Origin of the sequence: Solimonas variicoloris DSM 15731, from assembly GCF_000382285.1 — a bacterium.
GTDB lineage: Bacteria > Pseudomonadota > Gammaproteobacteria > Nevskiales > Nevskiaceae > Solimonas > Solimonas variicoloris.
This window is the reverse complement of sequence record NZ_KB907956.1, coordinates 1-21,672: the sequence shown is the minus strand read 5'-3', so window position 1 is coordinate 21,672 and position 21,672 is coordinate 1. Positions and strand designations below refer to the sequence as shown.

The following is a 21,672-nucleotide window of genomic DNA, read 5'->3' as shown; positions in this document are numbered from 1 at the left end:
CGCAGCACGCACGCCGCGGGCGCGCGCCGGGGCGGCTTGCCCAGCCCAGGCAAGCCGCCACCGCACCGTCGCGCTCTTCGCGGCGTTCGGCCATCGGTTCGAGCTTGGCCAGCAGGGACGGTTTCATCGGTGACAGTCGTTGGGCGCGGGCGCGGGCGGCGGGCGCGGATGCATCGGAGAAGGAAGCGACAAAGGGAGCAACGCACGGCCGCTGATCGCAGGCGCCGGCGGCGACGGCGCGGAACGCGGGAGGCCCGCTAAGGCTCGTCGTCCGGCAGTTCGAACAGCTTGCGCGCGGCGTTCAGCAGCAGCGACTGCTCGACGGCATCCGCCTTGCGCAGCACTTGCGACGGGGCGTGCAGGATCTTGTTGCTGAGCGTGTCGGCGACGAAGCCGAGCACGTCCTCGACCGGCTCGCCGGCGGCGAGCTTGCGCCGGGCCTTTTCCAGTACCTCGTCGCGGCTGGCGCGGGCGCGGGCGCGCAGCTGCTGGATCGTGCCGCCGGCATCGCGCCCTTCGAGCCAGCGCGTGAATTCGCGGGCCTGGGTGGCGATCAGCACCTCGGCCTGGCGCGCCGCTTCCTCGCGCAGCTTGAGGTTCTCGGCAATCACCGCGCGCAGGTCGTCGATCGTGTAAAGGTAAATGTCTTCGAGGCCGGCGATCTTCGGGTCGATGTCGCGCGGCACGGCGAGGTCGATCATGAACACCGGCTTGCGCCGCCGCGAGCGCACGGCGCGCGCCATCGCCTCGTACGGCAGCACGAAATCGCGCGCCGCGGTCGACGAAATCACCAGATCGGCGTCGGGCAGGTAATTGCCGACGTCGTTGAGGCTGATCGCATAGCCGTGCACCTCGCGCGCGAGCTTCTCGGCGCGTTCGAGCGAGCGATTGGCGACGACGATGCGGCCGACGTCGTGCTGGTGCAGGTGCTTGGCCACCAGCTGGATCATCTCGCCGGCGCCGATCAGCAGCGCGGTCTGGCCCTTGAGATCGGTGAAGATGCGCCGCGCCATCTGCAGCGCCGCGTAGGCCACCGACACCGGGTGCGCGCCGACCTGGGTCTGCGAGCGCACCAGCTTGGCGACCGAGAACGCGTGCTGGAACAGCCGCGACAGCACCGGGCCGATGGCGCGGACCTCGCTGGCGAGTGCGTACGACTGCTTCATCTGGCCGAGGATCTGCGGCTCGCCGACGATCATCGAGTCGAGTCCGGCGGCGACGCGCAGGCTGTGCGTGACGCTGCCGAGGTCGCGGTGCGCGTAGGCGAACTTCTCGATGTAGCCCTCCGGCGCCTGCCGCTCGCGCCGCCACCATTCGAGCAGCAGCGACTCGGATTCGAGGCCGGTGACGGCCATGATCTCGGTGCGGTTGCAGGTCGACAGGATCGCCGCTTCGCTGACGTCGGGCAGCGCCCGCAGGCGCGTCATCGCCGCGCCGAGATCCGCCTCGGTGAAGGCAAGCCGTTCGCGCGCCTCGACGGGCGCGCGATGATGGCTGAGACCGAGCGTGACGAGGGCCATTGGCTATCGGATGCGATTTCGGGCGACATTCTACGCTACCGGCGCTGCGCCGCGACCGGCCGGCGCCGGGCGGTCGCGGCGGGGCGACGTGGAACTGCGGGATGCGCATAATGGTCTACAGCCACATCCCCTGCGTGCCCGGTTCCCCATGCGCTTTCGCCTGTTGCCTTGCTGCCCTGCCCTCGGCCTGCTGCTCGTGGCCGGCGCTGTCCACGCCGCCGACCCGGCGCCCTCCGCCGCACCGGCGGCCGAGGTCGAGCGCGGCGCGCCGATGTCCGATGCCGAAGCGCAGTTCCACGTGATGGCGGGCGAGATGGCGGCGGCGCGCCACCAGCCGCTGATCGCCGCCCGCGAGTTCCTCGCCGCGCTGCAGGCCGTCGACGACGCCAGCCTCGCCCAGCGCGCGACCGGCCTGGCGCTCGCCGGCCGCGACGAGGACCTGGCGCTGGCGGCCGCGCAGCGCTGGCTGCAGCTCGAACCGAACGCGATGGACGCCCGCGAGGTGATCGCCCGTGTCGCCCTTTCGCATGGTGACCTGACCACGGCGAGCCAGCAGTGCCAGGCGATCATCGAAGGCCACGCCGGCGGCATCGACGAGGGCTTCCGCATCGCCGCCGGCATTCTCTCGCAGGCCGACATGGCGCAGGGCGACGCCGCGCTGTCGGTGATCCGCGAGCTGGCTGGACGCTACCCGAAGAACGCCGGCGCCGCACACGCCGTGGCGCTGGTGGCGCTGCGCTTCAACCAGCTCGACATCGCCGAAAGCGCCTCGCTGCAGGCGCTCGCACTCGCGCCGAAGAGCCGCGACGAAAAGCTGCTGCGCGTCGGCGTGCTGGTCAAGCGCGGCAAGATCGACGAGGCCGACGCCGCCATCGACGCGCTGGTCAAGAAGGAAGAGAAGGCCGACGAGCTGCGCCTGGCCTACGCCAAGCTGCTGCTCGAATCGAACCAGCGCGAACCGGCGCGCACGCAGCTGCAGAAGATCCTGGCCCGCACGCCGAACCAGCCCGACGCGATGTTCGCGCTCGGCGTCATGGCCGCCAACGATCAGGACGCCGACACCGCCGAGCGCTATTTCACCGCGCTGCTCGACGGCGATCGCGGCGAGGACGCGGCCCTGCAGCTCGGCCGCCTGCACGAGAGCCGCGGCGACTACGCCGGCGCGCTCGACTACTACGGCCGCGTGCAGCACGGCGCGCAGTCGCTCGACGCCGCGACGCGCCAGAGCGGCGTGCTCGCCCAGATGGGCCGCATCGACGACGCGCGCCGCCTGCTGGCGCAGCTGCGTGATCGTTTCCCGCAGTTCGCGACACGCTTCACGCTGGCCGAATCGGAGCTGCTGCTCAACGCGCAGCGCTACGACGATGCGCTGACGATGCTCGACGGCGCCGTGCAGGACGCACCCGACAACGTCGATCTGCTCTACAGCCGCTCGCTGGTCTACGAGCGTGTCGGCAAGATCGACGCCGCCGAGAAGGATCTGCGCGCGGCGCTGGCCGCCGACCCGGACGATGCCCGCTCGCTGAATGCGCTCGGCTACATGCTGGCGGTGCACACCCGGCGCCTCGACGAGGCGCACGACCTGGTCGGCCGCGCGCTGACGCTCGATCCCAACGATGCCGCGATCATCGACAGCATGGGCTGGATCGAATTCAAGCGCGGCAACACCGAACTCGCCAGCCAGCTGCTGAAGCGCGCCTTCGCCGAGTTCCCCGACCCCGAAGTCGCCGCCCATCTCGGCGAGGTGCTGTGGACGCTCGGCCGCAAGGACGAGGCGCGCAGCGTCTGGGACAAGGCCCTGCGCGACAACCCTGAGCACCCGATGCTGAAGGAAACCGTGCAGCGCCTGACGAAGTAGTCGGCGCCGCCTCCGCTGCCGTGAGAAAAACCCTCGCCCTGCTCAGCGCTGCGCTGCTGCTCGGCGGCTGCGCGAGCCTGCCACCGCCGCTCGCCGACCAGACGGCGGCAGTGGCGAAGTGGCGCCAGCACTATGCGGACGTCGCGGCGATCGAATCGTTCAGCCTGCTCGGGCGCGCCGCCTCCGGCGGCGGCGTCGGCGTCAAGGCCGATCTGCGCTGGCGCCAGTTCGACGACGGCCGTTTCGACGTGCGCCTCGCCGGCCCGTTCGGCGCCGGCGCCATCTCGATCAGCGGCACCGAACGCGAAGTCGAGATCCGCACCAAGGACGGCGTCGAATACACCGCCGCCCCCGAAGCCTGGCTGCTGCAGCGCGCCGGCTGGACGTTTCCGGTGCGCGGCCTGCGCTGGTGGGCACGCGGCCTGCCGTCGCCGGAGACGCCGGCCCAGCCGCTGTTCGACGCCGACGGCCGGCTCGCCGAACTGCAGCAGGGCGGCTGGACTTTCCGCTATACGGAATATCAAGATGTCGAAGGCATCGCCTTGCCGCGCCGCTTCGAGGCGAGCAGCTCCGCGATCACCCTGAAGCTGATCGTCGACCGCTGGGACACTCACCCGCCGGCCGCCGGCTCCTGATACCCGCATTCCCCCACTCCACCGAACATCGGCGCGCCGTCTGCGTCGATGCGGCGATCCCCCCTTATGCAAAACACTTCGCAAGGCTCCTTCACCGCAACGTTCCCCTGGCCCGCGCCGGCGAAGCTGAACCTGTTCCTGCATGTCACCGGCCGCCGCGCCGACGGCTATCACGAGCTGCAGACGCTGTTCCAGTTCGTCGATTTCGGCGACAGCCTTTACGTCACGCCGCGCGGCGACGGTACCTTCGTGCGCAGCGGCGGCCCGGAAGGCTTGAGCGAAGCCGACGACCTCGTGCTGCGCGCCGCGCGCGCGATCCGCCAGGCCTCCGGCGCCAATCTCGGTGCCGAGATCCGCGTCGAGAAGCGCATTCCGATGGGCGCCGGCCTCGGCGGCGGCTCCAGCGACGCGGCGACCACGCTGGTCGCGCTCAATCGCCTGTGGAATCTCGGCCTGCCGGCCGACGAACTGGCGCAGATCGGCCTGTCGCTCGGCGCCGACGTGCCGGTCTTCGTGCGTGGCATCGCCGCCTGGGCCGAGGGCGTCGGCGAGCGCCTGACGCCGGTCATCGTCGACGAGCCCTGGTTCCTGATCGTGGTTCCGCCGGTCAACGTCGGCACCGCCGAGATCTTCTCGGCACCCGAGCTGCCGCGCGCGCATCCGCGCATCGACCTGGCCGACTACCGCGCCGGCGGCGCCGGCAACGACTGCGAAGCCGTCACCGCCGCGCGCTATCCGCTGGTCGCGCAGGCGCTGGCCTGGCTGCGCACGCAGGCTCCGGCGCAGATGTCGGGCACCGGCGCCGCGGTGTTCGCGGCCTTCGACACGCGCGAACGCGCCGAGGCGGTCGCGGCCAGCGCGCCGGCTGGCTGGCGCACGATCGTCGCACGCGGGCGCAACCGTTCGCCGCTGCTCGACGCCGTCGCCCGCTCGTGACGACGACCGCGCTGAAATCCGCGACCGCCGGCCGGCACGCATCCGATATAATGCGCGCCTTCCGAACGCCGGACCCCGGCATCGGGTTTTCACTGGGGCGTCGCCAAGTGGTAAGGCAGCGGGTTTTGATCCCGCCATTCGGTGGTTCGAGTCCATCCGCCCCAGCCAGATACGTCATGAGGCCGCAGCAGAAACCGATGTTGAACCTGGCCACCGGGCTGACATCGCTTCCGCGCGCTCTCCCGCTTCGCCGCCAAATCGGCGCAGGCCGCGTACCGCGCCCGTTCGGGCCGGATCGCGCCGTCGCCGGCCCGGTTGCGAAGCTTTTCGTTTTTTCGACACCGCTTCAATGATCCGCAGCACCACGGGAACGATCGCAGGCGCACGCATGGCCGAATCCAAGCTGATGCTCTTCTCGGGCAACGCAAACCCGAAGCTCTCTCAGGACATCGCCGGGTATCTGAAGACCTCGCTCGGGCAGGCGATGGTCGGCAAGTTCTCCGACGGCGAGATCCAGATCGAGATCCTGGAAAACGTGCGTGGCAAGGACGTTTTCGTCGTGCAGCCGACCTGCGCGCCGACCAACGACAACGTCATGGAGCTGCTGATGCTGCTCGATGCGCTGAAGCGCTCGTCGGCGAGCCGCGTCACGGCCGTCATCCCCTACTTCGGCTACGCCCGCCAGGACCGCCGCCCGCGCAGCGCGCGCGTGCCGATCTCGGCCAAGGTGGTCGCCGACATGATCGGTGAATGCGGCGCCGACCGCGTGCTGACGGTCGACCTGCATGCCGACCAGATCCAGGGCTTCTTCGACATCCCGGTCGACAACGTCTACGCCAGCCCGGTGCTGCTCGGCGAGATCTGGCGCCGCAAGTACGAGAACCTGATCGTCGTCGCGCCGGACGTCGGCGGCGTGGTCCGCGCCCGCGCGGTCGCCAAGCGCCTCGACGACGCCGAACTGGCGATCATCGACAAGCGCCGCCCGAAGCCGAACGAGTCGCGCGTGATGAACATCATCGGCGACGTCGAGGGCAAGACCTGCGTGGTCGTCGACGACCTCGTCGATACCGCCGGCACGCTGTGCAAGGCCGCCGCCGCACTGAAGGAAGAAGGCGCGATCAAGGTCGTCGCCTACGTCACGCACGCGGTGCTGTCCGGCCCGGCGATCACCAACATCAGCAACTCCGCGCTCGATGAAATGGTCGTCACCGACACCATTCCGCTGACGCCGGCCGCACAGGCCTGCCCGAAGATCCGCCAGCTGTCGATCGGCGGCCTGCTCGCCGAAACGATCCGCCGCATCTCTGCCGAGGAATCGGTCAGCTCGCTGTACGTCGACTAAGACGCGCCCGGCGCCGGCCGCTTCGTCCCCGTGCGAAGCGGCCGGGTGCCGGAGCGGCCCGCCAGACCGGCGGCGAGCCGGGCATTTTTTCCCCGCTTTCTGTACAATCCGCGCCCCTGCCGCCTGGTCGCGGGCGGCAGCCTATTGTTTTTTCGGAGTTCCCCATGAAAGAAAACTTTGTTGTGAATGCCGAGCCGCGCAACGATCAGGGCAAGGGTGCGAGCCGCCGCCTGCGTCGCGAGGGCAAGGTGCCGGCCATCGTCTACGGTGGCGCCGATGCGCCGATCTCGATCGCCGTGTCCGGCAACGAGATGTTCAAGCACCTGAAGATCGAGGCGTTCTACTCGCACCTGCTGACGCTGAAGATCGGCGCCGACAGCCACCAGGTCGTGCTCAAGGACCTGCAGCGCCACCCGGTCAGCGGCTATGCGATCCATGCCGACTTCCAGCGCGTGCTCGCCGACAAGCCGCTGCGCATGCATGTGCCGCTGCACTTCAAGGGCGCCGACATCGCGCCGGGCGTCAAGACCGGCGGCGGCATCGTCGAGCACCAGCTCAACCAGGTCGAAGTCGAGTGCCTGCCGGCGCTGCTGCCCGAGTTCTTCGAGGTCGATCTGTCGAACCTGAACGTCAACGAGTCGATCCACCTCTCGCAGCTGACGCTGCCGGAAGGCGTCGCGCTGGTGCAGCTCAAGCACGGCAACGACCAGTCGATCGTCACGATCCATCTGCCGCGCTCGGCGTTCGAGGAAGAAGCGCCCGCAGCGGCGGCTGCCGAAGCGCCGGCTGCCGAAGCGGCCAAGAAGGACGAGAAGAAGAAGTAGCGCGTCAGGTAGCGCGGATCCGGCGTCCGCGAGGCGCGCAGCGCGCTACAGCCGCCCTACTTCTCGAAGCACCAACCGCTCGTCCGGCCGGACGGGCGGTTTTTCTTTGAACGGTCTCATGCGAGCGAGGGCATGTCCGCCTCCGACCTTCACGCCATCGTCGGCCTCGGCAATCCGGGCGCCGAATACGAACGAACCCGGCACAACGCCGGTTTCTGGTTCGTCGACCAGCTGGCCGACGCGGCGCGCACGCCGTTCCGCGCCGAGTCGAAGTTCCACGGTCAGCTCGCGCGCATCAAGCTCGCCGGGCACGACGTGCTGCTGCTCAAGCCGGGCACCTACATGAACCGCAGCGGCCAGGCGGTACAGGCGCTCGCCCAGTTCTACAAACTGGCACCGGCGTCGATCCTGGTCGCCCACGACGAGCTCGACCTGCCGGCCGGCACGGTGCGCCTGAAGGCCGGCGGCGGCCATGGCGGACACAACGGCCTGCGCGACATCCACAAGGTGCTCGGCGAGAGCTATCTGCGCCTGCGCATCGGCATCGGCCATCCGGGCGACAAGAGCCTGGTGCTGAACTACGTGCTCGGCCGGCCAAGCCGCGCCGACGACGACGCGATCCACGACGCGCTGATCGGCGCTGCCGCCGCGGTCGAGACCTGGCTGTCGCGCGGCTGGGAACGCGCGCTGACGGAGCTGCATACGGCCAGGAAGTAACACCTCTCGTCGCTGGCGGCGAGAGAAAACTTGAGGACTGAAGGACTTTTATGGGCATCAAATGTGGCATCGTCGGGCTGCCGAACGTCGGCAAGTCGACGCTCTTCAACGCGCTGACCAAGGCGCAGATCGCGGCGGAGAACTATCCGTTCTGCACGATCGAACCGAACGTCGGCATCGTCGGCGTGCCGGACCCGCGCCTCGACGCCCTGTCGGAGATCGTCAAGCCGCAGCGCGTGCTGCCGGCGGCGGTCGAGTTCGTCGACATCGCCGGCCTCGTCGCCGGCGCCTCGAAGGGCGAAGGTCTGGGCAACCAGTTCCTCGGCCACATCCGCGAGACCGACGCCATCGCTCACGTCACCCGCTGCTTCGACGATCCGGACGTCATTCACGTGGCCGGCAGTCCCGACCCGATCCGTGACATCGAGGTCATCAACACCGAGCTTGCGCTCGCCGACCTCGACAGCGTCAGCAAGGCCGCCGAGCGCGTCGCCAAGACCGCGAAATCCGGCAACAAGGAAGCGCTGGCCCGGCTCGACGTGCTCAAGCGCGTGCAGGCGCACCTCGACAGCGGCGCACCGGTACGCTCGCTCGCACTCGACGCCGATGACAAGCTGCAGCTGCGCGACCTGCACCTGATCACCGCCAAGCCGGCGCTCTACATCGCCAACGTCGACGAGGCGGGCCTGAAGAACGGCAACGCGTATCTGACCCGCGTGCAGGAATACGCCGCCAAGGAAGGCGCACAGGTGGTCGCCGTGTGCGCCGCGATCGAAGCCGAGATCGCCCAGCTCGACGAGGCCGACAAGGTGGAATTCCTCAAGGACCTCGGCCTTTCCGAGCCTGGCCTCAACCGCGTGATCCGCGCGGCGTACTCGCTGCTCGGCCTGCAGACCTACTTCACCGCCGGCGTGCAGGAAGTGCGCGCGTGGACGGTCAAGGTCGGCGCCACCGCCCCGCAGGCGGCCGGCGTGATCCACACGGACTTCGAGAAGGGCTTCATCCGCGCCGAAGTGATCGCGTACGAGGATTTCATCCAGTACAAGGGCGAAGCCGGCGCCAAGGAAGCCGGCAAGTGGCGCCTCGAAGGCAAGGAGTACCTCGTCCAGGAAGGCGACGTCATGCACTTCCGCTTCAACGTCTAACGCCGCAAACGCGCGGCGCGCAAACGACAAAGGCGCGGCATCGGACGACCGATGCCGCGCCTTTTTTGTCGACGCGCGCGTTACGGCTGCGCCGGCGCGACCTCGGCTTTGCGGTAGTGATAGGCGTAGTAGACCACCGGGATGACCAGCAGCGTCAGTACCGTCGACACCAGCAGACCGAAGATCAGCGACACGGCGAGGCCGCCGAAGATCGGGTCGTCGATGATGAAGAAGCCGCCCGCCATCGCCGCCACCGCGGTCAGCGCGATCGGCCGCGCGCGGATCGCAGCGGCTTCGATCGTCGCCTGCTGCAAGGGTTTCCCTTCGCGCACTTCCTGTTCGATGAAGTCGACGAGCAGGATCGAATTGCGCACGATGATGCCGGCCAGCGCGATCATGCCGATCATCGACGGAGCCGTGAACTGCTGCCCGAGCAGCGCGTGACCCGGCATGATGCCGGCGATCGTCATCGGGATCGGCGCCATGATGATCAGCGGCAGCGTGTACGAACGGAACTGCGCCACCACCAGCAGGTAGATCAGCACGAGGCCAACCGAGTACGCGATGCCCATGTCGCGAAAGGTCTCGTAGGTGACCTGCCACTCGCCGTCCCACTTCAGGCTCCAGTGGGCCGGATTGTCCGGCTGCTGCGTCAGCAGCTGTTCGATCGGCGCACCGTCGATCGGCATCTTGCCGAGCTCGGCGGCGATCGTGCGCAGCCCGTACAGCGGGCTGTCGGTGTGGCCGGCGACGTCGCCGGTCACGTAAACGACCGGCATCAGATCCTTGCGCAGGATCGTCGGCTCGCGCGTGCTCGGCCGCAGCTGCACGAACTCCGACAAGGGCACCAGCGCGCCGCTCGCCGCACGCAGGCGCAGCGCGCCGAGCACATCCGGATCGGCGCGCTCGGCCGGCGGCAGCTGCAGGCGCAAGGGCACAGCGACACGCGCCTGCTCGTCGTGCAGCCACGACAGGTCGCGGCCGCCGACCGCCGCCGCGATCGCCGCCGTCACCTGCTGCTGGCCGATGCCGAGCTGCGCCGCGCGCACGCGATCAACCTGCGCGACCAGCTTCGCTTGCGGCGCGACGATCGAATCGTCGATGTCGACCACATCCGGCGTCGCCGCGAACACGGCGCGCACCTGGCGCGCGACGTCCTGCTGGCGCGCGTAGTCGAGCCCGTAGATTTCGGCGACCAGCGGCGCCTGCACCGGCGGACCCGGCGGCACTTCGACGATGCTGACGGTCGCGCCGAACTCCTTGCCGATCGCCGCCAGCGGCGCGCGCGCCGCCAGCGCGATCTCGTGCGACTTGCGGTGCCGCAGATGCTTGTCGAGCAGGTTGACCTGGATATCACCCTGGTAGGACGCGCTGCGCAGGTAGTACTGGCGGACCAGACCGTTGAAGTTGATCGGCGCGGCGGCGCCGGCGTAGATCTGGTAGTCGGTGACCTCGGGAATCGTCTGCACGTAGTCGGCGAGCGCGTCGAGCACGCGCGTGGTCTGTTCGAGCGGCGTGCCTTCCGGCATGTCGACGAGGACCTGGAACTCGCTCTTGTTGTCGAACGGCAGCATCTTGAGGATCACCGCCTTGAAGCCGACCAGCGACACTGAAGCCGTGATCAGCAGCAGCAGCACGAGCAGCAGTCGCACGCGCTGGCCGCGGCCGTCGCGGCCGCGCAGGAACGGTGTCATCACGCGCGTGAAGAACGCACGCAGGCGCTGCGCGGTGCGATCCTCGCCCGGCGCGTGTGCGTGCGCCGTCTTCAGGAACAGGCGCCGGTAAAGCCAGGGCGTGAAGACGAAGGCCACCGCCAGCGAGATCAGCATGCCGGTCGACGCGTTGATCGGGATCGGCCGCATGTACGGCCCCATCAGGCCGCTGACGAAGGCCATCGGCAAAAGCGCGGCGATGACGGTGAAGGTCGCCAGAATGGTCGGCCCGCCAACCTCGTCGACCGCCGCCGGAATCGCGTCGGTCAGCGATTTGTGGCCGAGCGTCATGTGCCGGTGAATGTTCTCGACGACGACGATGGCGTCGTCGACGAGGATGCCGATCGAGAAAATCAGCGCGAACAGCGACACGCGATTCAGCGTGAAGCCCCATGCCCAGGACGCAAACAGCGTGATCGCCAGCGTCGCGATGACCGCAGCGCCGACCACGATCGCCTCGCGGCGACCGAGTGCGAACAACACCAGGACGATCACCGAGGCGGTCGCGAAGATCAGCTTCTTGATCAGCGTCTGCGCCTTGTCCTGCGCGGTGACACCGTAATTGCGCGTCACGCTGACATGCACGGCGTCGGGAATGACGATGCCGCGCAGCGCGGCGAGCCGCGCTTCGAGCGCGGCGGCGACATCGACCGCGTTTTCGCCCGGCTTCTTGCTGACGGTCAGCGTCAGCGCCGGCACACGCGCGGCAGTGGTTGCGGCGTCGCGCGCCGGACCGCCGCCGAACTTCGCATAGCGTGCCGGCCAGTCGGCACCGGCATGCACCTCGGCGACGTCGCGCAGGAAGACCGGCGCGCCGTTCTTGACGCCGACCACGACCGAGGCCACGTCTTCCGGCGTCGCCAGGAAGGTCCCGGCCTGCAGCAGGGTCTCGCGATTGTCGCGCACCAGACTGCCAGCTTCGAGGCTGCTGTTGGCGACGGCCAGCGCCTTCTGCAAATCGTCGATCGCCAGGTCGTAGGCAGCGAGCCGCTGCGGATCGAGCGCGATGCGCACGACGCGATCCGGACCGCCGATCGTCGTCACGTTGCGCGCGCCGGGCTCGCGCTGCAGCTCGTTCTCCAGCGAGCGCGCGACGCGCAGCAGCGCGTCATTGTCGACGGCCGGATCGTCGCTCCATAGCGTCGCCGCGAAGATCGGCACGTCATCGATGCCCTTCGGCTGGATCAGCGGCGGCATCACGCCCGCGCCTTGCGGCAGGCGGTCGGCGTGCTGGTAGAAGGCGTTGTAGAGCCGCACGATCGCGTCGGTGCGCGGCTCGCCGACGCGATAGCGCACGGTCAGCAGGGCCATGCCCGGCTGCGACGCCGAGTAGATGTGCTCGACGCCTTCGATCTCGGCAACAATCTGCTCGGCCGGACCAGTCACCAGCGACTCGACCTCCTTCGCCGATGCGCCCGGAAAGGCGATGAAGACGTTGGCGAAGGTCACGTTGATCTGCGGCTCTTCCTCACGCGGCGTGACGATCACCGCGAACAGGCCGAGCAGCAAGCCGGCGAGCGCCAGCAGCGGCGTGATTTCAGTCGTCAGGAAACGTCGCGAGACGCTGCCCGATATGCCGAGGCGCCGATCTTCGCCGGGCGTCATGAGCCGTGTTCCGGAGCCAGTTGCTGCTGGTAAGCCGCGGCCGCCGCGATCGGGTCGGCGGCGACACGCTCGCCTGCCGCCAGGCCGGCATAGACCGGCACGCGACCGTCGGCGCCGGCCTCACCGATGCGCACATAGCGCAGGCCGACCCGCTGCTGCGCGTCGACCACGTAAACCGCGTCGAGCTCGGCGCGGCGCACCAGCGCCGATTGCGGCACGGCCAACTGTTCGCGTTCGCCGCCGGCGAAGGCGAATTTCACCAGCGTGCCCGGCGCCAGCGTCTGGCCCGGCAGCGCGGCGAGCACGCGGTAGCTGCGCGTCGTTTCGTTGGCGCTCGGCGGAATACGCAGCGCACCGGCAGTCAGCGCAGAGCCGTCGGCAAGAATCACGCGCACCGCGCTGGCGCTGCGCAGCGCGGCGATCGCCTGCTGCGGGATGTCGGCGGCGACGCGCAGCGCATCGGGCGCCAGCACCGTGATCAGCGGACGGCCGACGCCGACCGCCTCGCCCAGCTCGACCTCGCGGCGCACGACGATGCCATCGTACGGCGCACGCACCGCCGTGTAATCGGCCTGTTCGCGCGCCTGCGCCAGCTGACCGCGGGCGGCTTCGACCCGCGCGCGCGCAGCCTCGGCATCGGCTCTGGCGCGGTCGTATTGCGCCTTGGCAACCAGCTTGCGCTCGAACAGATCGCGGATGCGCTCGTATTGCAGCGCCGCTTCGCTCGCGCGTGCTTCGGCCTCGGCCAGCGCCGCGGCGGCGCTGCCGGCCTGCGCGTGCTGCTCGGTCGCCGTCAGGCGCACGAGCACATCGCCCTGCCGGACGCGGTCGCCGACATCGAACGGCAGCGCGACGACGCGGCCGGCTGTCTGCGCGGCGATCGTCGCCTGGCGCTCGGCCTCGACGACGCCGTCAAAGCGCAGCTCCTGCGCGGCCTGCGCGGGCGCGAGCGCGATCGTCGCCAGCGCGGCACCGGCAGGCGCTCCGGCCGCAGGAGCGGAAGTCTGCCGGTCGGAACAGGCCGTCAACGCGAGACTGACGGCCAGCCACAGGCCGGGGCGCAGCGACGCCTTGGTCATGTCGGGCGAGCTCAGTGGGAGGACTTCGGCGCGCAGCGGAACGCAGCGCCTTCCGGCACGCCCAGCGCGGCCAGGATCTTCGCCAGCGGGCAGAAGCCGGTGAACGAAGCCTGCAGCATGTTGGCGCCAACGAAGCCGGTCAGCCACAGCCAGTACGGCGAGTGCAGGTACGCCAGCACTGTGCCCGCCAGCACGAAAATGCCGGCGACGCGAAACACCATGCGGTCAATACTCGTTTTCATCGCAATTCCTCCTGACAGCTTTCTTGCAGATTGCGGTGCGGCCATGCCGCGCACACTGATATCGGTCAATCCCTGCCGCAGTAGACGCCGTGCAGAGCCTCGATCACGGCCAGCGCCGGCCCATCGGCGAGCGCGTAGTAGATGGTCTGGCCTTCGCGGCGCGTGCTGACCAAGCCTTCATCGCGCAGACGCGCGAGATGCTGCGAAAGTGCCGATTGCGACAGCCCGACGCGCGTGTTGAGCTCGCCGACCGAGTGCTCGCCGCCGGCGAGCGCGCACAGCACCTGCAGGCGATGCGGACTGGCGAGCGCGCGCAGCAGCTGCGCCGCCTCTTCGGCGTGAGTCGCCATTTGTGCTGCTGCTTCTTCTGTTACCGCGTTCATCGGTGCGTCCGCTTCATTTAGAATTATATAAATTAGACATTTCTAATATAATGCCTCAAGCTACGTCAGGCAAGCCGTCGCCGCTGATTCAGATCAAGGCGGCGCCGGCTCTCTTGAAACAGGCTGGAGTCCACGCCGTCAACGCGCGGGCTTTGCAGGAGAAGAAACATGGCGCATATCGTGGTTCTCGGTGCCGGCGTCGGCGGCATGCCCGCCGCCTACGACCTCAAAAAAACGCTCGGCGAGCACGAGGTCACGCTCGTCAATCCGAACGAGCATTTCCAGTTCACGCCCAGCAATCCCTGGGTGACCGTCGGCTGGCGCACGCCGGAGCAGGTGCAGGTGCCGATCCGACCGAACGTCGAGCGGCGCGGCATCCGCTTCATCGCCAGCGCGGCGACCAAGCTCGAACCCGAAGTCAATCGCCTGACGCTGGCCGACGGCACGGCACTGAGCTACGACTATCTGGTCATCACCACCGGGCCGCGTCTGGCGTTCGAAGAGGTGCCGGGGCTCGGCCCCGAGCAGCACAGCCAGTCGGTGTGCACGACGCCGCATGCACTGCATGCCGCGGAGGCCTATCAGGCCTTTCTCAAGAACCCCGGGCCGATCGTGATCGGCGCCGTGCAGGGCGCGAGCTGTTTCGGACCGGCCTACGAGTTCGCGCTGATCGTCGACGCCGACCTGCGCAAGCGCAAGCTGCGCGACCGCGTACCGATGACGCTGGTCACCAGCGAGCCGTACATCGGCCACATGGGCCTCGGCGGTGTCGGCGATTCCAAGGGCCTGCTCGAGTCGGAGCTGCGGCAGCGCCACATCAAGTGGATCACCAACGCCAAGGTGGCGGCAGTCACCGATAGTTCGGTCACCGCCATCGAACACAACGAGCGCGGCGAAGAGTTGCGCACGCATGAGCTGCCGTCGCGCTTCACGATGTTCATTCCGGCCTTCAAGGGCGTCGACGTGGTCGCCTCGGTGCCGGGCCTGTGCAATCCGCGCGGCTTCGTGCTGATCGACGAGTACCAGCGCAGCACCAAGTACCGCAACATCTTCTCGGCCGGCGTCTGCGTCGCCATCCCGCCGGTCGAGGTCACCCCGGTGCCGACCGGCGCGCCGAAGACCGGCTACATGATCGAGTCGATGGTTACGGCCATCGTGCACAACATTGCCGCCGATCTGCGTGGCGAAGCGGCGGACCATAAGGCGACGTGGAACGCGATCTGCCTCGCCGACATGGGCGACAACGGCGTCGCCTTCGTCGCACTGCCGCAGATCCCGCCGCGCAACGTGACCTGGGCCAAGCGCGGCAAGTGGGTGCACCTGGCCAAGATCGCGTTCGAAAAGTACTTCATCCGCAAGATGAAAACCGGCGACACCGAGCCCATATACGAGAAGTACGTGCTGAGCGCGCTGGGCATCCTGCGCCTCAAGCGACCGTCCTGACTCGGAGCCATCATCGCCATGAGCGACACCGTTCACGTCGTCTGTCCGCACTGCCACGCCGTCAACCGCCTGCCCGGCACACGTCTCGGCGAGAGCCCGAGCTGCGGGCAGTGCCATCAATCGCTGTTCGACGGGCATCCGGTCGAACTCGATCAGCGCAGCTTCGCCACGCACGTGGGTCGCAGCGACGTACCGGTGGTCGTCGACTTCTGGGCGCCGTGGTGCGGACCCTGCCGCGCCATGGCGCCGGCCTTCGGCGCCGCCGCCGCCCAGCTCGAGCCGGCGGTCCGCCTGGCCAAGCTCAACACGGAACGTGAGCCCGGCTTGGCGTCGAACTTCGGCATTCGCAGCATTCCGACGCTGGCGATCTTCCGCGGCGGCCGCGAGGTCGCACGACAATCGGGCGCGCTCCCGTTGCCGCAACTGCTGGCTTGGATCCGCCAGCACGCGCAATGAGGCCGCCGATGCAGAGCACGCGACACGAGGCCCATGCTGACACGCCCTCCTTGTCAGCCGGACTTGGCCTGCGCACCCGCCTCGCGGCGGCGCTGGCGCTGGCGCTCGCCGGCCTGCCGGTCGCGCATGCGTCGGAACTCGGCGAACTGCTGCAGCAGACGCTGACGCATCCGAGTATCGAAGCGCGCGCACAGGACACCTTGGCCGCGCGCGAAGCGCTGGCCGCGCAAACCTCGCGCTATTTCGGCGGCGGCGGCGCCTACGCCGATGTGCAACGCTACGACGAGGCACGCTTCACTGGCGTACTGACGTCGGCATCGCTCGCCAGTCCGCCGTTCGCGCGCGATCAGTACCGCTATGGGGTCAGCTACATGCTGCCGATCGACGTGTTCGGCGCGGTCGCAGCGGCACGCTCTCGCGCCAAGCAGGATCTCGCCGTCGCCGAGCTCGCCGAGCGCCAGACCTCGCTGCTCAAACTGCACCAGGCCACCAGCGCTTATGTCGAGCTTCAGGCGCTGCAGCGCCGCCTTGGCGCGCTGCGTGTGCAGCACGAGCGCCTTGCCCTGACCGCGGAGCGGGTGCGCCGGGAGGTCGAAATTCAGCAGTCCTCGCAGCTCGACCAGCACCTCATCGAAAGCGAGCTCGCCCGGCTGCGGGCCGACGAAGCGAGACTGCAGGCCGCAGTCGGTGCCGCCGAAGCCGCGCTGAAGGAGGCGAGCGGACATGAGGGCACGATTCGCGATGCCGACACGCCGATCCCGACTTGGCCACTGACGCGCGAGGCGACGCTACCGGAGCGCAGCGCCGACGCGCACGGGGCCGCCGCCGAAGCGCAGGCGCGCGAAGCGTGGCGCCGCCTGTGGCCATCGCTGAGCGCGGTCGCCGACTACACGCATTTCGACGGCCGGTATGACGGCGGCGCGCGCGCCGAACCGGACACCTGGAGCGTTGGCGCCCGCCTCAGCATTCCGCTCGACGCCGCCGCCGTGCGCCAGGCGCGCGCCGCCAGCGCTCAGGCCGAAGTCGCCGCGCAGGAACGCCTTGCCGTGGCCCGCGAAGCCGAGCGCCAGCTGAACAGCCTGCGCGCCAGCTACGACAGTGCCATGGCCGACGCCGAGGCCCTGCAGCAGGAAGTGGAGTACCGAGAGGACGTCGTCCACACGCAGAGCGAGTTGCAGCGTGTCGGCCTGAAATCTCTGGAAGACGTTCTGCACAACGAGCGCGATCTGCAGGACGCTACCGCCCGGCTGGCCACCGCCCGCGCCCAGGCCGTCGCCGCGTGGTCGGCTGCCGCCGTGCTGCGCGGCATCGGCGACGAACAGTACATCGCGTCCTTCCAGCGTTGAAGCCCCGCCGCGGCACGGCCGGCACCGGGCGCCGGCCGTGCCGCTTTTTTGTATGATCGGGCCGCGGGCGTCAGCGGCAGACGCTCGTTCAAGGTTCCAGCAGGACCCAAGCGCTAAACCGGATCGCAACGTTCGGAGGCACGATGATGTCCATGCAAGCCCTGCTCGATCTGCTTGGCCGAGGCTTCGACGGCGGCACGCTCGAGTTCATCACGCCTGACGGCAGCGTCTGCACGCTCGGGCACGGCACGCCACACGCACAAGTACAGCTACGCGACGCACACGTACTGCGCGAGATTCTGATGCGCCCGGCGCTCAAGTTCGGCGAGACCTTCATGGATCACGGCTGGGAAGCGGCCGACGGCGACTTGCTGCGCGTCCTCGAAGTCGGGGTCAAGTTCGAGGAGGAACTCGAACACCGCATGAAGGGCCGCCGCTTCCGGAGCCTCCTCGCGCAGCTGCTCGAGCTCAACAACCCACTGGCTTCGCGCCATAACGTCGAACACCACTACAACCTCGACGCCGACCTGTATCGGCGCTTTCTCGACGAGGGGATGTTCTATTCCTGCGCCTACTTCGCCCAGCCCGAGATGACGCTCGAAGAGGCACAGCAGGCCAAATGCGAGCTGATCGCGCGCAAGCTCGATCTCAGGCCCGGCATGCGCGTGCTCGACATCGGCTGCGGCTGGGGTGGACTGGCGATCCATCTCGCACAGCGCCACGGCGTAACGGTCACCGGCGTCACGCTGTCGAGCGAACAGCTCGCCGTCGCCGAGAAACGCGTCGAAGCGCTCGGCCTCGACCGGCAGATCGAACTGCGACTCCAGGACTATCGCGAAGTCGATGGCCGCTTCGATGCCGTCGTCAGCGTCGGCATGTTCGAGCATGTCGGCCGCCCACAGTACCCCACTTTCTTCGGACGCGTGCACGAGCTGCTCGAGAGCGATGGCACCGCGCTGCTGCACACGATCGGCCGCATGACACCGCCCGGAGCCGGGAATCCCTGGATTCGCAAATACATCTTCCCGGGCGGCTACATCCCGGCCGCGTCGGAAGTATTCGCGGCGATCGAGCCGACGGGTCTTCTTGTCACCGACTGCGAAACATGGCGCCTTCACTACGCCCTCACCCTGCGTGAATGGAACCGCCGCTTCCAAGCCCAGCGCACGTACTTCACCGAACGACTCGGCGAGCGCTTCTGCCGCCTCTGGGAGTTCTATTTGGTCGCTTGCGAAGCGTCGTTCCGCTGGGGCAATCTCTGCGTCTTTCACCTGCAGATGACACGCAAACTGGACCGCCTGCCGCTGACTCGGGATTACCTGTACGATAAAGGCCAAGGAAGTCTCGACGCGGCAAGCGCTTTTCCCTACAATGCGCGGCCCACCGTGGTGATGTAGCTCAGACGGTTAGAGCGCGGCACTCATAATGCTGAGGTCGGTGGTTCGATTCCACTCATCACCACCATATTTTTCAACGAGTTACAGTGGGCAAATTTTAGTCAGTCGCTCGACTGTACCAAATTTGTACCACTTCTCCGCTACAGCGCTTTTGCCTCCAACATCGGACGCGCAATGCGCTCTGCGTGGGCCAACAAATGCCCCGCAGACAGGTGCGAATACCTCAGCACCATCTCATGCGAACGCCAGCCGCCCATTGTTGATTTGCACCGAAACCTGAGCCGGGATTTGCACTGAAAAGTGAGCCGCCCTGGATGTTGTTCAGCTTAGCTTAGTTGGCGGCTGTGACGGGGCGGTGGTGGCGCTCCTTCTTGATGTCCTGATGGTGGCGGTATCGATAGCTGTCGTTGCCGGTTTCGAGGATGTGGCAGCGATGCGTGAGGCGGTCGAGCAAGGCGGTCGTCATCTTGGCGTCGCCGAAGACGCTGGGCCATTCGGCGAAGCTCAGATTGGTGGTAATGGCGAGGCTGGTATGCTCGTAAAGCTTGCCGATCAGATGAAACAGCAGCGTGCCGCCGGCTTGTGAAAACGGCACATAGCCCAGTTCGTCGAGGATGACGAGATCGACGTGGGCCAGACGATTGGCCAGCAGTCCCTGTTTTCCCGCCGCCTTCTCCTGCTCCAGCGCATTGACCAATTCGATCGTCGAGAAAAAGCGCACATGGCGGCGCTGATGGCGGATCGCCTGTACGCCGAGCGCCGTGGCCAGATGCGTTTTGCCGGTGCCGGGCCCGCCGACAAACACCAGGTTATGGCGCTCGGCCATGAAGTCGCCGCGATGCAGCTGGCGCAGCAGGGCTTCGTCGACGGCGGACTGGGCGAAGTCGAAGTTGCTGAGATCGCGGTAATGCGGGAAGCGCGCGCACTTGAGCTGGTAGGTGATTGAGCGGACATCGCGTTCGGCGACTTCGGCCTTGAGCAGCAGATCCATCAGCGGCAGTGCTTCGTGATAACGCGGCCCGCCTTGCTGGGCCAGCTCCTGCAGGGTCTGCGCCATGCCATGCAGGCGCAGTTGTTTGAGCGTCGTGATCAGGGCTTCATGCGACATGGCTCACCTCACGCAGATCGTCGTAGCGCGCGACGTCGGCGCGCGGTTCGACTTTCAGTTGTAACGACGGCGGCGCATCCAGTGGCGCTGGCGGCACTTCGCCCAGAAGGCGGCTGAGCAGATTGAGGATGTGCGCCTTCGAGGCCACGCCAGCTTCCAGCGCCAGCTCGACGGCAGCCAGCACGGCCTGCTCGTCGTACTGCAGCACCAGCGACAGAATCTCCACCATCTCCCGATCGCCGCCGGACCGCTGCAGCAGGATGCTCTGCAGTGCACGAAACCCGTCCGGCATGGTTTTGAACGGCGCACCGTTGCGCAGCGCGCCGGGCTTGCGCTGCACGGCACCGAGGTAATGGTGCCAGTCGAAGATCGTGCGGCCGCCGTCGTGGGCGCGGCGCAGGTGTCGTACATGCTCGGCGACGACGTTGCCTTCGGCGACTATCACCACGCGATCGTGGTACAGGCGCACACTGATCGGTCGATTGGCGAAGCTGGCCGGTACGCTGTAACGGTTACGGTCGACATGCACGAGGCAGGTCGGCGTGACGCGCTTGGTTTGCTCGATGAAACCATCAAACGGCGCCGCCACCAGCATCAAATCGGGCTGCTCGTCTTCCAACACCTCGGCGAGAGTGCGCGTCGGTTGCTCGGGATGCGGCAGTGTCTGCCACAGCGCCCGGCAACGCTGCTCCAGCCAGGTATTGAGGGCATCCAGCGAGGCAAAGGACGGCGCATCGCCCCAGAGTCGATGCCGGGCATCGCGCACGTTCTTCTCGATCTGGCCTTTCTCCGGTAATCCCCCCGCTGATTAGCTGACGTCAGAAGTGGAATTTTCTCGTAGTCTTTCCCGAGGAGGTTCCATGAAGAAGTCCCGATTCACCGACAGCCAGATCATTGCAGTCCTGAAGCAGGCGGAAGCCGGCACGCCCGTGCCGGAGTTGTGCCGCGAGCACGGCATCAGCTCGGCGACGTTCTACAAGTGGCGCAGCAAGTTTGGCGGCATGGATGCGTCGCTGATGTCCCAGCTCAAGGAGCTTCAGGACGAAAATCGGCGCTTGAAGAAGATGTATGCCGACGCGCAACTCAGCGCCGATCTGCTGAAGGAGGCGATGTCAAAAAAATGGTGAGGCCATCTCAGCGCCGGGAGATGGCCCGATGGGCAGTCGAAGGCCGGCGCACGAGCATCCGGCATGCCTGCCAGACATTCGGGCTCAGCGAGACCGGCTACCGCTACCAGGCCAAGGCCAGCGAGGAGAATGCCCGGATCGCCGATTGGCTGGTGCGGTTGACGACCGCCTATCGGGACTGGGGCTTTGGCCTGTGTTTTCTGCACCTGCGCAACGTCAAGGGCTTCGGTTGGAACCACAAGCGGGTCTACCGGATCTATCGGGAGCTGGAATTGAACCTGCGGATCAAGCCGAGGAAGCGCCTGGTGCGAGAGCGCCCCGAGCCACTGGCGGTGCCGGAGGCCATCAACCAGGTCTGGTCGATGGACTTCATGCATGACCAACTCAGCGACGGCCGCAGCTTTCGGCTGTTCAACGTGCTGGACGACTTCAACCGCGAGGGACTGACGATCGAAGTCGATCTGTCGCTGCCGTCTGCGCGTGTCATCCGCTCGCTGGAACAGGTGATCGAGTGGCGCGGCAAGCCAAAGCGTAAGCTTCCCCGTCAAGGCGACAGTTCAAACCCAGAGCTTCTGGCGGCTTGAGCGTACTCGATCGGCGTGAGATCGCCGAGCGAGTCATGGGGTCTTTGCTCGTTGTATTCCAGCATCCACCAGTAGACCGCTTCGCGGACGTCGTCGAGCCTGGAAAAGAGGTGCTGGTCCAGCAGTTCGTTGCGCAGCGTGCGGTTGAAGCGTTCGATGTAGGCGTTCTGGTTGGGCTTTCCGGGCTGGATGTACTGGATCGCCATGCCGGCC

At 67.6% G+C, this 21,672-nt stretch carries 18 protein-coding genes, 2 tRNA genes and 2 pseudogenes; 14 read left to right on the top strand and 8 right to left on the bottom strand.

Annotated elements, in window-relative coordinates; translation table 11 throughout:
- Positions 1 to 257: 257 nt before the first annotated feature.
- On the bottom strand, positions 258 to 1,520 hold the full coding sequence (gene hemA, locus H149_RS0118460; protein WP_020651248.1) for a glutamyl-tRNA reductase: 1,263 nt from the start codon (positions 1,518 to 1,520) through the stop codon (positions 258 to 260).
- 271 nt (positions 1,521 to 1,791) lie between these two features.
- Here hemA and H149_RS0118455 point away from each other — a divergent pair, with 271 nt between their 5' ends.
- The 8 genes from H149_RS0118455 to ychF all read left to right on the top strand — a co-directional run bounded on the left by H149_RS0118455 (position 1,792) and on the right by ychF (position 8,977).
- Complete coding sequence (locus H149_RS0118455; protein ID WP_169518378.1) at positions 1,792 to 3,378, top strand: tetratricopeptide repeat protein; 1,587 nt, start codon at positions 1,792 to 1,794, stop codon at positions 3,376 to 3,378.
- 20 nt (positions 3,379 to 3,398) lie between these two features.
- Positions 3,399 to 4,013 (top strand): lipoprotein insertase outer membrane protein LolB, encoded by a 615-nt coding sequence (gene lolB / locus H149_RS21715; protein ID WP_020651246.1) that lies wholly within the window; start codon positions 3,399 to 3,401, stop codon positions 4,011 to 4,013.
- Positions 4,014 to 4,079: 66 nt separating this feature from the next.
- The gene (ispE, locus tag H149_RS0118445) at positions 4,080 to 4,949 is read left to right on the top strand and encodes a 4-(cytidine 5'-diphospho)-2-C-methyl-D-erythritol kinase (protein WP_020651245.1); all 870 of its coding nucleotides are present in this window, start codon (positions 4,080 to 4,082) and stop codon (positions 4,947 to 4,949) included.
- Between the two features lie 93 nt (positions 4,950 to 5,042).
- A tRNA-Gln gene (locus tag H149_RS0118440) sits at positions 5,043 to 5,117 on the top strand.
- A gap of 220 nt (positions 5,118 to 5,337) precedes the next feature.
- The gene (locus H149_RS0118435; RefSeq protein WP_026353310.1) at positions 5,338 to 6,291 is read left to right on the top strand and encodes a ribose-phosphate diphosphokinase; all 954 of its coding nucleotides are present in this window, start codon (positions 5,338 to 5,340) and stop codon (positions 6,289 to 6,291) included.
- 164 nt (positions 6,292 to 6,455) lie between these two features.
- Positions 6,456 to 7,115, top strand: coding sequence for a 50S ribosomal protein L25/general stress protein Ctc (locus H149_RS21710; protein ID WP_039749486.1), 660 nt, complete (start codon positions 6,456 to 6,458; stop codon positions 7,113 to 7,115).
- Between the two features lie 132 nt (positions 7,116 to 7,247).
- Positions 7,248 to 7,832, top strand: a complete 585-nt coding sequence (pth, locus tag H149_RS0118425) for an aminoacyl-tRNA hydrolase (protein WP_020651242.1) — start codon at positions 7,248 to 7,250, stop codon at positions 7,830 to 7,832.
- 50 nt (positions 7,833 to 7,882) lie between these two features.
- The gene (ychF, locus tag H149_RS0118420; protein ID WP_020651241.1) at positions 7,883 to 8,977 is read left to right on the top strand and encodes a redox-regulated ATPase YchF; all 1,095 of its coding nucleotides are present in this window, start codon (positions 7,883 to 7,885) and stop codon (positions 8,975 to 8,977) included.
- Positions 8,978 to 9,057: 80 nt separating this feature from the next.
- Here ychF and H149_RS0118415 read toward each other — a convergent pair whose 3' ends face one another.
- From H149_RS0118415 to H149_RS0118400, 4 genes are all read right to left on the bottom strand, one after another.
- On the bottom strand, positions 9,058 to 12,294 hold the full coding sequence (locus H149_RS0118415; RefSeq protein WP_020651240.1) for an efflux RND transporter permease subunit: 3,237 nt from the start codon (positions 12,292 to 12,294) through the stop codon (positions 9,058 to 9,060).
- Entirely contained in the window at positions 12,291 to 13,373 is a 1,083-nt protein-coding gene (locus H149_RS0118410; protein ID WP_020651239.1) for an efflux RND transporter periplasmic adaptor subunit, read from the bottom strand. The genes H149_RS0118415 and H149_RS0118410 overlap by 4 nt, the downstream gene beginning before the upstream one ends.
- Positions 13,374 to 13,384: 11 nt before the next feature.
- Entirely contained in the window at positions 13,385 to 13,615 is a 231-nt protein-coding gene (locus H149_RS0118405; RefSeq protein ID WP_039749484.1) for a YgaP family membrane protein, read from the bottom strand.
- A 65-nt stretch (positions 13,616 to 13,680) separates the two neighbouring features.
- Complete coding sequence (locus tag H149_RS0118400; protein ID WP_020651237.1) at positions 13,681 to 13,965, bottom strand: ArsR/SmtB family transcription factor; 285 nt, start codon at positions 13,963 to 13,965, stop codon at positions 13,681 to 13,683.
- A gap of 201 nt (positions 13,966 to 14,166) precedes the next feature.
- Between H149_RS0118400 and H149_RS0118395 the strand changes: the two genes are divergently transcribed.
- The 5 genes from H149_RS0118395 to H149_RS0118375 all read left to right on the top strand — a co-directional run bounded on the left by H149_RS0118395 (position 14,167) and on the right by H149_RS0118375 (position 18,707).
- A complete protein-coding gene (locus tag H149_RS0118395) occupies positions 14,167 to 15,441 on the top strand; it encodes an NAD(P)/FAD-dependent oxidoreductase (RefSeq protein ID WP_020651236.1) in 1,275 nt (424 codons plus the stop codon).
- Positions 15,442 to 15,459: 18 nt separating this feature from the next.
- Positions 15,460 to 15,897 carry a thioredoxin TrxC gene (trxC, locus tag H149_RS0118390; RefSeq protein ID WP_020651235.1) on the top strand — a complete coding sequence of 146 codons (438 nt, stop codon included), beginning with the start codon at positions 15,460 to 15,462 and terminating at the stop codon, positions 15,895 to 15,897.
- Positions 15,898 to 15,947: 50 nt separating this feature from the next.
- Positions 15,948 to 17,243: a TolC family protein gene (locus H149_RS0118385; RefSeq protein ID WP_020651234.1), complete on the top strand. Its 1,296-nt coding sequence runs from the start codon at positions 15,948 to 15,950 to the stop codon at positions 17,241 to 17,243.
- A gap of 152 nt (positions 17,244 to 17,395) precedes the next feature.
- A complete protein-coding gene (locus H149_RS22460) occupies positions 17,396 to 18,640 on the top strand; it encodes an SAM-dependent methyltransferase (protein ID WP_051101905.1) in 1,245 nt (414 codons plus the stop codon).
- A tRNA-Met gene (locus H149_RS0118375) sits at positions 18,631 to 18,707 on the top strand. The genes H149_RS22460 and H149_RS0118375 overlap by 10 nt, the downstream gene beginning before the upstream one ends.
- Positions 18,708 to 18,971: 264 nt before the next feature.
- On the opposite strand, the gene istB is transcribed toward H149_RS0118375, so the two are convergent.
- Positions 18,972 to 19,748 carry an IS21-like element helper ATPase IstB gene (istB, locus tag H149_RS0118370; protein WP_020651233.1) on the bottom strand — a complete coding sequence of 259 codons (777 nt, stop codon included), beginning with the start codon at positions 19,746 to 19,748 and terminating at the stop codon, positions 18,972 to 18,974.
- Positions 19,738 to 20,538: pseudogene (locus tag H149_RS21700) on the bottom strand (Mu transposase domain-containing protein); the annotation flags it as partial. The gene istB and the pseudogene H149_RS21700, both read right to left, overlap by 11 nt.
- A 70-nt stretch (positions 20,539 to 20,608) precedes the next feature.
- On the opposite strand from H149_RS21700, the pseudogene H149_RS21695 reads away from it, so the two are divergent.
- Positions 20,609 to 21,402 (top strand): annotated as a pseudogene (locus tag H149_RS21695) (IS3 family transposase); the annotation flags it as partial.
- 17 nt (positions 21,403 to 21,419) lie between these two features.
- On the opposite strand, the gene H149_RS21690 reads toward H149_RS21695, so the two are convergent.
- The coding region (locus H149_RS21690; protein ID WP_020650134.1) for an integrase core domain-containing protein at positions 21,420 to 21,672 on the bottom strand (253 nt) is incomplete at its 5' end.

Coding starts and splice junctions, on each gene's coding strand:
- hemA (WP_020651248.1), bottom strand. CDS start 1,520: ATGGCCCTCGTCACGCTCGGTCTCAGCCATCATCGCGCGCCCGTCGAG.
- H149_RS0118455 (WP_169518378.1), top strand. CDS start 1,792: ATGTCCGATGCCGAAGCGCAGTTCCACGTGATGGCGGGCGAGATGGCG.
- ispE (WP_020651245.1), top strand. CDS start 4,080: ATGCAAAACACTTCGCAAGGCTCCTTCACCGCAACGTTCCCCTGGCCC.
- H149_RS0118435 (WP_026353310.1), top strand. CDS start 5,338: ATGGCCGAATCCAAGCTGATGCTCTTCTCGGGCAACGCAAACCCGAAG.
- H149_RS21710 (WP_039749486.1), top strand. CDS start 6,456: ATGAAAGAAAACTTTGTTGTGAATGCCGAGCCGCGCAACGATCAGGGC.
- pth (WP_020651242.1), top strand. CDS start 7,248: ATGTCCGCCTCCGACCTTCACGCCATCGTCGGCCTCGGCAATCCGGGC.
- ychF (WP_020651241.1), top strand. CDS start 7,883: ATGGGCATCAAATGTGGCATCGTCGGGCTGCCGAACGTCGGCAAGTCG.
- H149_RS0118415 (WP_020651240.1), bottom strand. CDS start 12,294: ATGACGCCCGGCGAAGATCGGCGCCTCGGCATATCGGGCAGCGTCTCG.
- H149_RS0118410 (WP_020651239.1), bottom strand. CDS start 13,373: ATGACCAAGGCGTCGCTGCGCCCCGGCCTGTGGCTGGCCGTCAGTCTC.
- H149_RS0118405 (WP_039749484.1), bottom strand. CDS start 13,615: ATGAAAACGAGTATTGACCGCATGGTGTTTCGCGTCGCCGGCATTTTC.
- H149_RS0118400 (WP_020651237.1), bottom strand. CDS start 13,965: ATGGCGACTCACGCCGAAGAGGCGGCGCAGCTGCTGCGCGCGCTCGCC.
- H149_RS0118395 (WP_020651236.1), top strand. CDS start 14,167: ATGGCGCATATCGTGGTTCTCGGTGCCGGCGTCGGCGGCATGCCCGCC.
- trxC (WP_020651235.1), top strand. CDS start 15,460: ATGAGCGACACCGTTCACGTCGTCTGTCCGCACTGCCACGCCGTCAAC.
- H149_RS22460 (WP_051101905.1), top strand. CDS start 17,396: ATGCAAGCCCTGCTCGATCTGCTTGGCCGAGGCTTCGACGGCGGCACG.
- istB (WP_020651233.1), bottom strand. CDS start 19,748: ATGTCGCATGAAGCCCTGATCACGACGCTCAAACAACTGCGCCTGCAT.